The 13,947-nt window shown below is 48.6% G+C and carries 15 protein-coding genes; 1 reads left to right on the top strand and 14 read right to left on the bottom strand.

Going from position 1 to position 13,947, the window contains the following annotated elements:
- Positions 1–73: 73 nt before the first annotated feature.
- Both AB1L17_RS05125 and dxs read right to left on the bottom strand, forming a co-directional pair.
- Positions 74–892, bottom strand: coding sequence for a TlyA family RNA methyltransferase (locus tag AB1L17_RS05125; RefSeq protein WP_412843551.1), 819 nt, complete (start codon positions 890–892; stop codon positions 74–76).
- Positions 889–2,775, bottom strand: coding sequence for a 1-deoxy-D-xylulose-5-phosphate synthase (gene dxs, locus AB1L17_RS05120; protein WP_412843550.1), 1,887 nt, complete (start codon positions 2,773–2,775; stop codon positions 889–891). Before dxs ends, AB1L17_RS05125 begins: the two co-directional genes overlap by 4 nt.
- A 247-nt stretch (positions 2,776–3,022) precedes the next feature.
- Here dxs and AB1L17_RS05115 point away from each other — a divergent pair, with 247 nt between their 5' ends.
- Entirely contained in the window at positions 3,023–4,717 is a 1,695-nt protein-coding gene (locus tag AB1L17_RS05115) for a M3 family oligoendopeptidase (protein WP_412843549.1), read from the top strand.
- Between the two features lie 51 nt (positions 4,718–4,768).
- Here the strand turns inward: AB1L17_RS05115 and AB1L17_RS05110 are convergent, their stop codons facing one another.
- The 12 genes from AB1L17_RS05110 to AB1L17_RS05055 form a co-directional block, all read right to left on the bottom strand.
- The gene (locus AB1L17_RS05110) at positions 4,769–5,662 is read right to left on the bottom strand and encodes a polyprenyl synthetase family protein (RefSeq protein WP_412843548.1); all 894 of its coding nucleotides are present in this window, start codon (positions 5,660–5,662) and stop codon (positions 4,769–4,771) included.
- Between the two features lie 8 nt (positions 5,663–5,670).
- Positions 5,671–5,922 carry an exodeoxyribonuclease VII small subunit gene (xseB, locus tag AB1L17_RS05105; RefSeq protein ID WP_007725705.1) on the bottom strand — a complete coding sequence of 84 codons (252 nt, stop codon included), beginning with the start codon at positions 5,920–5,922 and terminating at the stop codon, positions 5,671–5,673.
- Entirely contained in the window at positions 5,891–7,273 is a 1,383-nt protein-coding gene (xseA, locus tag AB1L17_RS05100) for an exodeoxyribonuclease VII large subunit (protein WP_412843547.1), read from the bottom strand. Before xseA ends, xseB begins: the two co-directional genes overlap by 32 nt.
- 115 nt (positions 7,274–7,388) lie before the next feature.
- The gene (folD, locus tag AB1L17_RS05095) at positions 7,389–8,240 is read right to left on the bottom strand and encodes a bifunctional methylenetetrahydrofolate dehydrogenase/methenyltetrahydrofolate cyclohydrolase FolD (RefSeq protein WP_412843546.1); all 852 of its coding nucleotides are present in this window, start codon (positions 8,238–8,240) and stop codon (positions 7,389–7,391) included.
- An 88-nt stretch (positions 8,241–8,328) separates the two neighbouring features.
- Entirely contained in the window at positions 8,329–9,291 is a 963-nt protein-coding gene (locus tag AB1L17_RS05090) for a tRNA (adenosine(37)-N6)-threonylcarbamoyltransferase complex transferase subunit TsaD (RefSeq protein ID WP_412843545.1), read from the bottom strand.
- An 18-nt stretch (positions 9,292–9,309) separates the two neighbouring features.
- Positions 9,310–9,714, bottom strand: a complete 405-nt coding sequence (gene nusB / locus AB1L17_RS05085) for a transcription antitermination factor NusB (protein WP_412843544.1) — start codon at positions 9,712–9,714, stop codon at positions 9,310–9,312.
- Positions 9,715–9,760: 46 nt separating this feature from the next.
- Complete coding sequence (locus AB1L17_RS05080) at positions 9,761–9,973, bottom strand: DUF2273 domain-containing protein (protein ID WP_048032535.1); 213 nt, start codon at positions 9,971–9,973, stop codon at positions 9,761–9,763.
- A 12-nt stretch (positions 9,974–9,985) separates the two neighbouring features.
- On the bottom strand, positions 9,986–10,543 hold the full coding sequence (gene amaP, locus AB1L17_RS05075; RefSeq protein ID WP_412843543.1) for an alkaline shock response membrane anchor protein AmaP: 558 nt from the start codon (positions 10,541–10,543) through the stop codon (positions 9,986–9,988).
- A 153-nt stretch (positions 10,544–10,696) separates the two neighbouring features.
- Positions 10,697–11,113, bottom strand: coding sequence for an Asp23/Gls24 family envelope stress response protein (locus AB1L17_RS05070; RefSeq protein ID WP_412843542.1), 417 nt, complete (start codon positions 11,111–11,113; stop codon positions 10,697–10,699).
- Between the two features lie 70 nt (positions 11,114–11,183).
- Complete coding sequence (gene accC / locus AB1L17_RS05065) at positions 11,184–12,539, bottom strand: acetyl-CoA carboxylase biotin carboxylase subunit (protein WP_412843541.1); 1,356 nt, start codon at positions 12,537–12,539, stop codon at positions 11,184–11,186.
- Positions 12,540–12,555: 16 nt separating this feature from the next.
- Entirely contained in the window at positions 12,556–13,056 is a 501-nt protein-coding gene (gene accB / locus AB1L17_RS05060; RefSeq protein WP_412843540.1) for an acetyl-CoA carboxylase biotin carboxyl carrier protein, read from the bottom strand.
- 208 nt (positions 13,057–13,264) lie between these two features.
- Positions 13,265–13,939 carry a SpoIIIAH-like family protein gene (locus AB1L17_RS05055; protein WP_412843539.1) on the bottom strand — a complete coding sequence of 225 codons (675 nt, stop codon included), beginning with the start codon at positions 13,937–13,939 and terminating at the stop codon, positions 13,265–13,267.
- Positions 13,940–13,947: the final 8 nt, after the last annotated feature.

Here is a 13,947-nt window from a genome sequence, read left to right as displayed (position 1 = left end):
AAGTATACAACTTCACATGCATAAATAAAAAGCCTCGATTGTGACAAAACTCCCGAGGCTTTGGTTTTTTATCCTATTTCAATTTCGCATGCGCAGCGGCTACAACCTCTGTCACGCATTGCAACCAAGCTTCCGAATCCATGCCGCCCTCACTTTTCTGAACATGCATAACAAATTCAATGTTCCCTTCTCCCCCTGTAATTGGAGAGAAGTCCAGGCCTTTTAGCGCGAAACCCAAGCCACTGGCAAATTGACCAATGTCAGTCAGCACGCCCTCGTGAACTTCGGGATCGCGAACGATTCCATTTTTGCCGACTCTTTCTTTGCCAGCTTCGAATTGCGGTTTCACAAGCGCAACAACGTCGCCGCCATCCTCCAGAAAACGGTACAATACGGGCAAGATCAGGCGCAAGGAAATGAACGATACATCAATCGATGCCGCGTTAGGTCGTTCATGTTCAAAAGCCTCTGGGTCCATGTGACGGAAGTTCGTCCGTTCCATGACAACCACCCGTTCATCCTGTCGCAAGCTCCACGCGAGTTGGCCGTACCCGACATCAATCGCATATACGCGTCGCGCACCGTTTTGCAGCGCACAGTCCGTAAAACCGCCAGTGGAAGCCCCGATGTCCATCATGACACGATCCTTCATGTCGATCTCAAAAACCCGCAATGCCTTTTCCAGCTTGAGGCCACCCCGACTCACATACGGGTGTACCTCGCCCTTCACCGTTATCGCAACATCCTCGGCAAATTTGGTTCCCGGCTTGTCACAGCGCTCGCCAGCTACTTGCACAAGGCCTGCCATTACTGCTGCTTTTGCTTTTTCTCTGGTCTCATAATGGCCTCTTTCGACCAAGAGAACATCTACCCGTTCTTTTCTTACACTCATGCTTCCACTACGCCCTTCGAAACAGGCATCAAGGCACGCACACGAGCAGCGATGTTTTCAGCCGTGAGCCCTACCTCTTGCCGCTGTTCTTTCACACTTCCATGCTCAACAAAATAATCAGGTACTGCGACAATCTGTACGTTCATGCCATGGTAGCCTGCCCGATTGTAGCATTCAATCACTGCGCTTCCGAAGCCGCCCATTTCACTGCCTTCTTCGATGGTAATGATATCGTAGCCTTCCTTCGCCAGACGGAACAAGAGCTCTTCGTCCAATGGCTTGCAAAAACGTGCATTGACAAGCATCGGCTTGATTCCTTCTTCTTGAAGCTGATTGACAGCCGTCTCGGCAATTTCGAACACATGACCGAACGAGAGGATCGCTACGTTTTTGCCTTCGCGTACAATTTCCGCTTTCCCGATTGGCAGCACTTGCAGTTCATCGTCCAATTTGACGCCACGAACAGGCAATCGCGGATAACGATAAGAGATCGGACCGTCCTTGTATTCCACCGCCGTTTTCATCATGTGACGCAGCTCGTTCTCATCCTTCGGTGCCATGATGACCATATTCGGAATGAAGCGCATGAACGCTACATCGTACATACCCTGATGCGTCTCTCCGTCCGCTCCAACGAGCCCAGCACGGTCAACAGCAAAAATGACATTGAGCTTTTGACGAGCGACATCGTGGATCAACTGATCGTAGGCTCTTTGCAAGAAAGTCGAGTAAATCGCAAATACCGGCTTCAAGCCTTGCGTAGCCAATCCTGCCGCGAACGTACATGCATGCTGCTCCGCAATCCCGACGTCAAATAGTCTGTCTGGGTACTTCTGTCCGAATGGAATCAAGCCTGAGCCCGCTGGCATCGCAGGCGTGACAGCAACGATCGACTTGTCTTCATCTGCGAGCTTCATCATCGTATCCGCAAAAACGGATGTATAGGTTGGTGCAGATTTCGGTGTATCACCAGATTCGATTTTATACGTACCGATGCCATGCCACTTGACTGAATCGGCTTCTGCTGGCGCATAGCCTAGTCCTTTTTTCGTGATGGCGTGGATCAGGACAGGGCCTTTTGTATGCTTGGCTGTCTTCAATGTATCGAGCAACAGCTCCATGTTATGCCCGTCAATAGGTCCAATATAAGTAAATCCGAGCTCCTCGAAAAGAACGCCGGATACGAGCAAATACTTCATGCTGTCCTTGAAGCGCTCAGCCATGTGAGCTAATTTGCCCCCTACAGCTGGAATGGATTTCAACAATCCTTCGACTTCATCCTTCGCCCATTGGTAGTTCTCCGTCGAGCGAATTTTACCCAAATAATTGTGCAACGCACCAACGTTTGGTGCGATGGACATCTCGTTATCGTTCAACACGACGATGACGTTCTTGCGTTCATGCCCGATATGGTTCAAGGCTTCCAGAGCCATACCACCTGTCAACGCACCGTCACCGATCACGGCAATGACATGGTTCTTTTCTTTTTTCAAATCTCTCGCCGTTGCCATACCCATTGCGGCAGACAAAGACGTACTGCTATGTCCGGTTTCCCAGACGTCATGCGGACTCTCTACCATTTTCGGAAAACCGCACAGCCCTTTGTATTGGCGCAAAGTCGGAAACATCTCCCGGCGTCCGGTCAGCATTTTATGTACGTATGCTTGATGTCCGACATCCCAGATCAGCTTGTCCTTGGGACTGTCAAAAACATAGTGCAACGCTAGCGTCAACTCGACGACTCCTAGGTTCGGTGCGAGATGTCCGCCCGTTTTCGAGAGCGTTTCAATAAGAAACTGTCTGATCTCAGATGCCAATGTATGTAGCTGCGGTTGCGTGCACTTTTTCAAGTCTTGAGGATCATTTATAGTAGTAAGCAGCATTGGTATTCCTCACTTTCCACTGTTCGTTCTCCGGCGATTGTGCATGCTGCATATCAATCAAGCCACTAGAAAACCCGGCTTTCACTATGACTCTAGCCGTATTCTGCTAATTTTCAGCTTGATTCATTATAACGGTTTCTTTATAAAAACACCACTTTTGATCAACATACACGAATATGAGGTTGCATTTTGAAATTTCTGGTAAGATGATATTGCATACATATTCCGAAAAAATAGGTGGACGTCCGTGAAGTTCTCACAAATTCAGTATGAGCGCATGGAGATGGACAAAGTAGAGGGACAATTCTCGCAATTGTTGGAAGCGTTTCAAAATGCCAAAAGCTTCTCTGAGCAAGATACGATCATGGCTCAATTAAACAAACTGCGACAAGAGGTGGAATCTGCGCGGAATGTCGCAACCATTCGCCACACGATCAATACAGAGGACCCTTTCTACAAAGCGGAGCAGGACTATTGGGATGAAGCAACGCCTCTGTATACTGGAATCGTTTCCCGCTACTATCAGGCGATTGTCGATTCTCCCTTCCGCGCTGAACTGGAAGGAAAATGGGGAGCACAGCTGTTTCGCATCGCCGAGAGCACACTCCGCACATTTTCTCCGGAAGTCATCACTGATTTGCAGGAAGAAAACCGCTTATCCAGTCAGTATGTCGCACTGAAAGCTTCTGCCAAAATCATGTTTGAAGGAGAAGAACGCAACCTTTCAGAGATTACGCCTTTTACCGTTTCGAAGGATAGAGACATGCGCAAGCGTGCTAATGCAGCGAAGTACGATTTTTTGAAGCAACATACAGACGAATTTGATCGCATTTACGATACTCTCGTCAAGGTCCGCACACGCATCGCCAAAAAGCTGGGCTTCAACAACTTTGTGGAGCTAGGCTATGCACGTATGAATCGCACGGATTACAACGCTGAGATGGTAGCCAGCTTCCGCCGACAAGTGCTGGAGCATATCGTTCCAGTATCGTCAAAGCTGGTTGAACGTCAGCGCCAGCGCATAGGTGTCGATACACTAGAGTATTACGATCTTTCTTTTGATTTCGCTACAGGAAATCCAAGCCCAAAAGGCCCGCCGGAATGGATTGTAGAAAACGGGAAAAAAATGTATGCCGAGTTGTCACCTGAAACGGACGAATTTTACAACTTCATGCTGGATCAGGACTGCTTAGATCTATTGAGCAAAAAAGGCAAGGCTACAGGCGGCTATTGCGAGTACATCAGCCAATACAGACTCCCATTTATTTTCGCCAATTTTAATGGTACCTCTGATGATATCGATGTACTTACACACGAGGCGGGGCATGCGTTTCAGGTGTATGTAAGCCGAGACTTTGAAGTTCCTGAATATCATTTCCCGACCGCTGAGGCGTGTGAAATTCATTCGATGAGCATGGAGTTTTTGACGTGGCCGTGGATGGAGCATTTTTTCAAGGAAGATACAGACAAATACAAATTCTCTCATCTGAGTAGTGGACTGCAATTCATTCCGTACGGCGTATCTGTTGATGAATTCCAGCATGTTGTCTACGAGAATCCGGACATGACCCCTGCAGAGCGAAAACAGGCTTGGCGTGAAATTGAGCGCAAGTACCTTCCATGGCGCAATTACTCTCAAAACGAATTCCTTGAGGAGGGTGGGTTCTGGCAACAGCAATCGCATATTTTCCAATATCCCTTCTACTACATTGACTACACGCTTGCCCAAATATGTGCGTTCCAATTTTGGAAGCGATCTCAATCAGAGCCAAAGCAGGCTTGGGAGGATTATTTGACACTTTGCCAAGAGGGAGGCAGCAAATCGTTTCTTGAGCTGGTACAGGTAGCGAAGCTGTATTCTCCATTTGAGGAAGACAGTATTCCATCCGTGATTGGTGAGATCGAGCAGTTTTTAAATAGCATTGACGACAAAAGCTTGTAACCGTTCGATAACAAAAAAGCTGGCATTTCCCGTGTGGGTGCCAGCTTTCTCTTATTTATTGCGATCACGAACGTAGTCAGCCAAAGGGCTAAGCGCAGAGTTCTCAATCCCTGCATCTGCCAGCGCTGCTTTTGCCTCCGTAATCAATTCATCAAGACGAGCCTTGGATTCAGCCAGTCCAAGCAAGGATGGGTACGTCGCCTTTTCCCGATCTGCATCGCTGCCGACTGCTTTCCCTAACGCTTCGGCATCCCCTTCAACATTCAAGATGTCATCCTGAATTTGAAAAGCAAGCCCAATGCAAACGCCATAACGCGTCAAGGCTTCCATCTGCGCTTCTGTCGCTTCCGCCAAATAACCGCCTCCGCGCAACGCAGCGATCAAGAGATCACCTGTTTTGTGTCGATGGATAAACTCCAGTTGCTCCAAGTCAAGACGCTTGCTCTCTCCTTCGATGTCAGCCATCTGCCCACCAACCATCCCGGTTGCTCCTGCTCGTTTTCCCAGCTCCGCAATCAGCTTCACGGTAGTAGCCGGTGAGACATCCGAGCGATCCATGTACGCTTCTGCAATGTATGCGAACGCTCTTGTCAAGAGGGCATCTCCCGCGAGGATCGCTGTTGCTTCACCGAATACTTTGTGATTCGTTGGTTTTCCTCGGCGCAGATCATCGTCGTCCATCGCAGGGAGGTCATCGTGAATCAAGGAGTACGTATGTATCATTTCCAGGGCTGCCGCAAATGGCACACCCCGTTCAATCGGCTTGTCCAGCGCTTCAAGAACTGCCAGTACCAGCATGGGACGAAGCCTTTTTCCCCCCGCCATGAGCGAATACTTCATGGATTCATACAAATTTTCAGGGACCCCTTGCTGCTCTAGTGCTGGCAAGAGTCGTTGTTCAATATAGGCGGTCTTCTCCACCAAATAGCTCTCGAATGTATGCACGCCGATCGTTATTCTCCTTCCACACGAAAAGCCTTCTGCTTTACCTGTCCGTCCTCTTCCACCAACTGGGTAATCTTCGCTTCGATTGCATCTAGTTTTTGGCCACAAATTCTGGAAAGAGTGACTCCTTCCTGATACAGCGTAATCGCTTCTTCGAGAGGGATGTCCCCTTCTTCGAGTCGATTGACGACTTCTTCCAGGCGTTTCATCGCGTCTTCAAACTGCATATCAGTCTCTTGCTCCGTTTTCTTTCGAGCCATTGCGCTTCTCCTCCTCCCGATTCAACTTTTCCACACGCGCAGTCGCACTGCCATCACTTAATCGTACCATGATCTCGTCACCCGGGGCAAACTGTTCCACCGATTTTACAAGTCTGTCATTCGCGTAAACGAGTGAGAACCCACGTTGCATGACCTTCAGCGGGCTGAGTGCCTCCAATGTCGCTACACGAGCCGCGAATGCCATTCTTTTTTGGTTGAGACGTCCCAGCATCCGTTCGTCCAAGGTGGCACGAATCTTGGACAGATTTTTTCTTTTGTCCCCGATTTGATCCGCTAGGCGATAGCGCTTGATCTGTTCGTCTAATCTCGTATAGCGCTCGCGTCTTCTTTCCAGCAAATGCTTCATCGACTGACGCATTCTCATATATGCACGATCCAGTCGTTCCGCTGCTTCTTCCAACCTCCGTTCAGGCTGGCGCATCGCATACGAATTGCTTAACCGATTCAAACGGTTCCTCTGTTCTGTCATGGTAGAGCGGACAGCTCTTTGCATCCTTATCTCTAGCTGACGCACTCGTTCCACCCATTCCAAATAATGCGGTACAGCCAATTCCGCTGCGGCCGTCGGTGTAGCAGCCCGGACATCTGCCACGAAATCCGCTATCGTCACATCCGTCTCGTGGCCAACAGCAGAGATGACTGGGATGAGTGATGCCGCAATCGCCCTCGCTACGTTTTCATCATTAAAAGCCCATAACTCCTCTATGGAACCCCCACCACGACCAACAATAAGAACATCAATGTCCGGTTGATCATTGATGATTCGAATAGCAGAGATGATGGAAGCTGGCGCGTCCACACCCTGTACAACTGCTGGTGATAGAACGATTTCTGCCTGAGGATACCTCCTGCGTATCGTCGTACAAATATCGCGGATCGCAGCACCTGTCGGCGAAGTCACGACACCAACCCTTTTTGGAAAACGCGGGAGTATCCGCTTTCTCTCGGCAGCAAACAAGCCTTCAGTTGCTAATTTTTCTTTTAATTGCTCAAACGCTAAATAGAGAGACCCCAGTCCATCCGGCTGCATTTCTTTGGCGTACAGCTGATAAGCACCATCCCGCTCATAGGCAGAGATCGATCCGCGGATGATTGCCTTCGTACCGTCCTTTGGCAGGAAGCGCAAAAAGCGGTTGTGGCTGGCAAACATCACAACCTTGATTCGTGACTGCTTGTCTTTTAGTGTGAAATACATATGACCGCTGGAATGGTGAGTAAAATTGGAGATTTCCCCTCTCACCCATATATCCTGCAGGTAAGGTTCCTTTTCCAGCACGAGCTTAATATAACGATTCAGATCACTGACTGACAAAATATCTTGCAATGCCATGCGGCCCCTCCTTTATAAAAACTTGGCTTCGCCATGCATTTGGCAAGGATTATGCAAAAGAATGGATAAAGCTTATGCTCTATCCATTCTATAATAAGTAGCAGATTTTCTTCTATTATTTCGCTTGCTTTTTCGCTGCTTCCACGGTATTTTTCAGCAGCATCGTAATCGTCATTGGGCCTACGCCACCAGGAACAGGCGTCAGGAAGCTTGCCACTTCTTTCACTTCGTCGAATTTGACATCTCCAACGAGCTTGCCTGTTTCGATGCGATTGACACCAACGTCAATAACGACAGCGCCTGGTTTGACATGCTCTTTGCCGATCATGTGAGCCCTGCCAGTTGCTACAACGAGGATATCTGCCTTCAGGGTGTATTCCTCGAGATTCTGCGTGCGAGAATGGCACATCGTTACCGTAGCATTTTCCTGTTGTAGAAGCAGCGATACCGGCTTACCAACGATGTTGCTGCGTCCAATCACCACGGCATGCTTGCCTGCCATCGATGTTCCTGTACGCTTGATCAATTCAATAATGCCGTGAGGGGTGCATGGAAGCATTGTATCATTACCCAATACCATGTTTCCCACGCTAATCGGATGGAAACCGTCCACATCTTTTTCAGGAGCAATTGCTTCAATTACGGCATGTTCCGAAATATGAGTGGGAAGAGGTAGCTGAACCAATATCCCATTAACGTTCGGGTTTTCGTTCAATTGCTGAATAATAGTCAGTAGCTCATCCTCTGAAATGTCAGCGTCCTTCATGATAATTTCAGAGGAAATGCCGACTTCCTCGCAGCCTTTTGCCTTACCCCGAACATATGAATGAGAAGCAGGATCGTCTCCCACAATCACAACGGTCAAGCCTGGTACGATCCCTTGTTTTTTCAATTCAGCCACTTCATTCGCCAAATCGGCCCGAATACTCTGTGCTACTTCTTTTCCCTGGAGTATGGTTGCAGCCATGGAGAAAAAGCCTCCTTTATAAACGTCGATACGTTAAGTGTACCGATTTCCCCCTCAACTGTAAAGCCGAATTATAAAAAGTTTTGATTTAATTAATGTTCGCCTTTTGCTTCATCCATCCCAGCATAGCGACTCCGTATGCGTTGTCACCGGAGTAAACGGGGTCACAGAAGTACAGCTTCGCCTTCACGGCAGGGTGTTCCAGACGCTTGATCAGTCGCTCACGTATGTAATGATTCGCAGCTACTCCCCCGACGATCAAGATGTCCTTCGGGTAGCCTTGCTCCACAGCATGACGCAATGACTTCTCCAGCGCATTGGCAATACATTGCTCTGTCGCCCTCGCAATCTCAGCAGGGCTCGTACTTCCCTTCTCCACTTCACGCAAAAGCGAAGCTTCTGGTCCAGAAAAACTAAACGAAAGTCCATCGACCGCGGAAGAAATCCGAAAAGCACCTGTCGATTCCTTGGCTAACTGCTCTAGCGCAGGACCAGCAGGAAAGGACAGACCGAGTGCCACCCCAATCCGATCCACCAGCTGTCCTGCGTGCAGATCGATCGTGCCGCCGATTTTCTCAATCGCATAACCGGCAGCATGACGCTCGCACACCAACAACTCACTTGTACCTCCAGACAAATGGACTGCCAAAAAGCGGTCTTCTGCCGGACGCACCTCAGCGGTATATTCACCCGCCGCGATATGTCCCTCTTGATGGGTCGTCAAATGCAGGGGAACGCGCAAATAAGTCGCCAACGATTTCGCCAAGCCCTCTCCTACCTTAAAGACCGGCATGTACGATCCGTCTTGCGGTCGGGGCTTCTCGCTCACGCAAATCGCTTCAATCTCGTACTCATTCCACTTCATTTGCTCGCTTAATTCCGGCAGGTTCATCACATGCTGAAAGACGGCTTCGGATTGCTGCAGTCCGCGCTTGCCCTCCTTTACTTTCAGAAGGCGTTTGGCTTCTGCGACAATTCGGCCGTCTTCCCCAGCCAAGCACAGTGATGTCCGGTAATTGCTCGTATCGATGCCCAACATTACCTTACTCATGCTTGTATCTCCTACCTGTTACGCCTGTTGCGTTTCACGTGATTGCAAGAAGCTCGACAACACACCGTTAATGTATCGGTGGGACTGCTCGTCGCTAAAGAGCTTAGCAATCTCGATTGCTTCGTTCATGACGACTTTGTCAGGAGTGTCTTGCTCGAACATGATCTCGTAAAATGCCAGACGAAGAATAGCGCGATCTACATTGGCGATGCGTTCCAATTGCCATCCACGCAAAAACTTCTTAATTTCTGCATCAATCTCAGTCAAGTTATTCAATACACCGTCGAGGAGATAACGCAAATACTGTGCATTTTCCTCGGATTCCTCCATGACGAGGGCAACCGCATCTGTTAGCGGTACTTCTGCCATATCAATTTGAAAAAGACATTGGACTACTTTTTCTCGTGCTGTTCTTCGTTTCATTCCATTCACCTACTAATTAAAATGAGCTTTTGCCCCAAACCATTTGTTACCGAAACTTGCCTGGCAAAATCTTATCGAGTATCTCACGCAAGTCTTCTTTATGATCGAGCTTACGACCGATATAATAACCGGTCCCGACAAACACAACAAAAACCAGTGTATCCCAAAATCCGACGAGAAGGTAGATGATACCGAAAAAAAGTCCGGCCAATATCCCCATTAGCTTCCCCTTGTGTTCCCACAATAACTCCCACACCATGGACTTCACCTTCTATTCCACCCGTTTACGAGCCGCGTAGTTTTCCTGCTGAGCTACTTCCGTCACGACAATCGCCACCTCGGAAATGACAACACCAGCAATTCCTTCGACTTGCTCCTTCACGTCAGACTGTAGCTTTTGTGTCAGCTCTGGCAATGGCGTTTCTCCATCTACCGATACACGCAGGGTGATAATATTGCCACTCTCGAGTGCCTTGACCGTCGTTTTCATGTCGCGCACGCCTTTGACTCGGCGGGCTGCACGCTCTGCGATAGTCGTGATTGTCTGGATCGTAATGTTGACCTCACCCAGATCACTACGCTGACGGATTCCCCGTTCTACTTTAGGCTTGTTAGAGCGGAAAGAACTGAAAAAGAAGCGAAGGCTGACTACGAGGAAAATAATCGCGACGATGAGATAGGTGATATTCGTTCCTGCCAGCATCTGATCTACATACGGACGAAATAATTCTTGGGGAACTAATCCGCTGGTAGCTGCAATCGCGACGCAGGACAAGATAATGAGCGCAAAGCTATAAATCGTCAAGATAAAGCGGTCAAACAAGTTCACAAGCATCTCTCCTTTAAGCCATGTTTGAGAAAAGGAGACAAACACGGCACGCTCAGGGAAAACTTCACGTATTACGCTGAAAGCCTCAACAAAATCACGTTTTCTAATGAGGAAAATGCCCCCTGTTCGTAGGGGGCATCCATCCGCTGCCTGTTAGCGCACGCGCTGGTGATCTTCGACCGGTGCTGGTGCTGGTGCTTTTTCTTCAGCTTTCAGCTCAACATCTACGATATGTACGTTCACTTCTACTACTGAAAGACCTGTCATGCTCTCAATCCCATTGCGTACACTATCTTGAATATTTCGTGCGACTTCCGGGATACGATGTCCGTATTTGACAATGATCGAGACATCAACCGCAGCTTCTTTGGAGCCAACCTCCACACGAACGCCGCGAGCTATATTTTTACGGCCTAAACGTTCAGCTATTTCTCCTACGAAACCGCCGCTCATTTGCGCTACGCCTTCTACTTCGGACGCAGCCATGCCGGCGATCACTTCCAACACTTCGGGAGCGATCTGGACCTTACCAAGCTCTGTTCTATCTAAATCTGGAGTAAACTCTTCCATGCTTCGCACCTCCCTTTAGATTTGTATTTCATTATACCAAGCACACCGTATTTTTACAAATCAGCCCTACTTACTCTTCATCGAGGTTCAAGTCGTAGGTTTCCAGGAATTTGGTATCAAAATGCCCGCTGACAAATACTTCGTGCTCCAATACCTTCAAGTGGAACGGAATCGTAGTCGTAATGCCCTCTACGACGAATTCGCTCAAGGCGCGTTTCATGCGATCAATCGCTTCGTTCCGGTCCTTGCCCCACACAATTAGTTTGGCAATCATAGAATCGTAGTATGGTGGAATGGAATATCCCGCATACGCCGCACTATCTACACGCACTCCAAATCCACCTGGCGCCAAATATTCTGTGATACGCCCTGGGGATGGCATGAAGTTTTTCGCAGGATTCTCTGCATTAATGCGGCATTCAATTGCCCAGCCATCCATTTGGATATCCTCTTGCGTAAAGGACAATGGTTGGCCTGCCGCTACGGTCAGCTGCTCCTTGATCAAGTCAAAGCCAGTAACCAGCTCTGTTACAGGATGCTCTACCTGAATACGTGTATTCATTTCCATGAAGTAGAATTTCCCGTGTTTGTCCAGCAAAAACTCTACAGTGCCCGCTCCGTGATAGGAAACCGCTTTTGCAGCCGCAACGGCAGCAGCACCCATTTCGGCACGCAGCTCTTCACTCAATGCTGGTGATGGCGCTTCCTCAATCAGCTTTTGGTGACGACGTTGGATGGAGCAGTCACGCTCGCCCAAGTAAACGGCATTGCCGTGCTTGTCAGCCATGATTTGAATTTCCACATGTCGTGGTCCTTCCACGAACTTCTCCAAGTAAACCCCTGGGTTGCCAAAAGCCGTTTTCGCTTCATTTTGTGCCTGACGAATCGCTTTTTCCAGATCTTCGTCGTTAACGGCTACACGCATTCCGCGTCCGCCGCCACCCGCCGTTGCTTTGACCATCACTGGATAGCCGATCTCGTTCGCTGTAACAATAGCATCTGCTACGTCTTCGATCAGCCCTTCCGTACCTGGTACAGTAGGTACGTTTGCTGCTTTCATCGTATCCTTGGCTGTAGACTTGTCACCCATCTTCACAATCGCTTCAGGGTCTGGACCAATAAAGGTAATATTGCAGGCAGCACAAATCTCGGCAAAGTCGGCGTTTTCCGCCAAGAAGCCGTATCCTGGATGGATGGCGTCTGCTCCTACCTTGGTCGCTACGCTCATGATGTTTGCTATATTCAAATAGCTTTCCTTGGATGCCTTTGGACCAATACAGTAGGCTTCGTCGGCCAACTTCACATGAAGCGCTTCACGATCCGCTTCGGAGTAGACGGCGACCGTACGAATGCCCAACTCGCGGCATGCCCGGATAATACGCACGGCAATCTCCCCGCGATTGGCAATCAATACTTTTTGAAACATTCCGCTCTCCCCCACCTTATTCTGGCTTCACCAAAAACAATGCTTGGCCATACTCAACCAATTGGCCGTCTTCTACGAGCACCTTCACGATTTCGCCGCTTACTTCTGCTTCGATTTCGTTAAAGAGTTTCATTGCTTCCACGATGCAAACGACTTTGCTCGCAGTCACTTTGTCACCCGCTTGAACATAGGCCGGCTTGCCAGGTTCTGGTGAGCTATAGAAAGTCCCTACCATTGGAGATACAATCTTGTGGAGATTTGCTTCATCCGATGCTTGTACATCTGCCGCTTTTGGAGCTTCTGTTACAACTGGCGCTGCTGCCATAGCTGGCTGAGCCGGGATATGTGCTACTGGTGCCGCGACAGGAGCTTGAACCGCTGGTTGCGTTACGACAATCGTTTCTGTACCAGTGGATTTCTTCAGAGACACCTTGGCACCTTCTGTGTCCAAGTTAAATTCTTGAATGGATGATTGATCAATTAACTTAATAATTTCGCGGATTTCATGCATTTTCATTACGAACAAGCACTCCTTCTTTTGTTTCAATAGAGGTTCGTGGAGTCCATTATGTATCCTTTTGGCAAACCATAAATCCATGGTAGCCTGTTGCCTATACCACGTCAAGAAAGGATTTCCCCGCTTCTTTTCCAACAGAAGCGAGAAAATCCTTACCATCATGCCCGTTTCTTATGTCCCTTATAACGGGAAGCTCAATCTAGTTTTCTTAGGATGACTTGTATTGAACATTGATGTTAGTCGCTGGAATATTTAAGTGCTGCTTCACATTAGCAATGATCTCTACGACTTCATTGGCAGTTAATTTCTCTTTTTGTACAATGACTGTCGCCTTGTCATTTTGGACGGTAACAACCGCATCCTGATAGCCGCTCGCTTTGAGCATTTCTTCAGCAGTCATCGTCGCACTTTCCTGATTCGACAGCTCTTCAAATTTTGCCATCGCCTCTGCTACTGCCTGCGGAGAGGAATCTGTGCTGTTTACGATTGCGAGCTGCTCGTCTTTTTGTTGCTGCAACATGGCTTCTCTTTTCATTTTGTAGCCTTGGAAGATTTCGCTTGCTGTCTCTGCAACCGGAACAACTGTATTTGTTGCTGCCGGCTTCGCTTCTGGTGCAGCCGGGGTTTTTGCTTCCTGTGTTCCATTTTGACCATCTGTCGGTGTCGCCTTCGGAGTTTTATCAACAGGAGTTGCCTGTGGTGCGTGATCAACCTGCTTGGACTCAACAACAACACCAGAAATTTGTTCCTGTTTTTGGACGGCTTGCTGTTGTCCTGAAGTTGGGACCTGATCTTGCGGTCCCTTCACCAAATAATACCCGGAGAGCACAACCATGACAGCAAGCATTGTCAACAACCATACTGTTTGCTTTCGCAAAATCATTCGTCATT

The sequence above is a fragment of the Brevibacillus jepli genome (genome assembly GCF_047229145.1).
GTDB lineage: Bacteria > Bacillota > Bacilli > Brevibacillales > Brevibacillaceae > Brevibacillus.
This window is presented reverse-complemented; position numbering and strand designations above follow the sequence as displayed.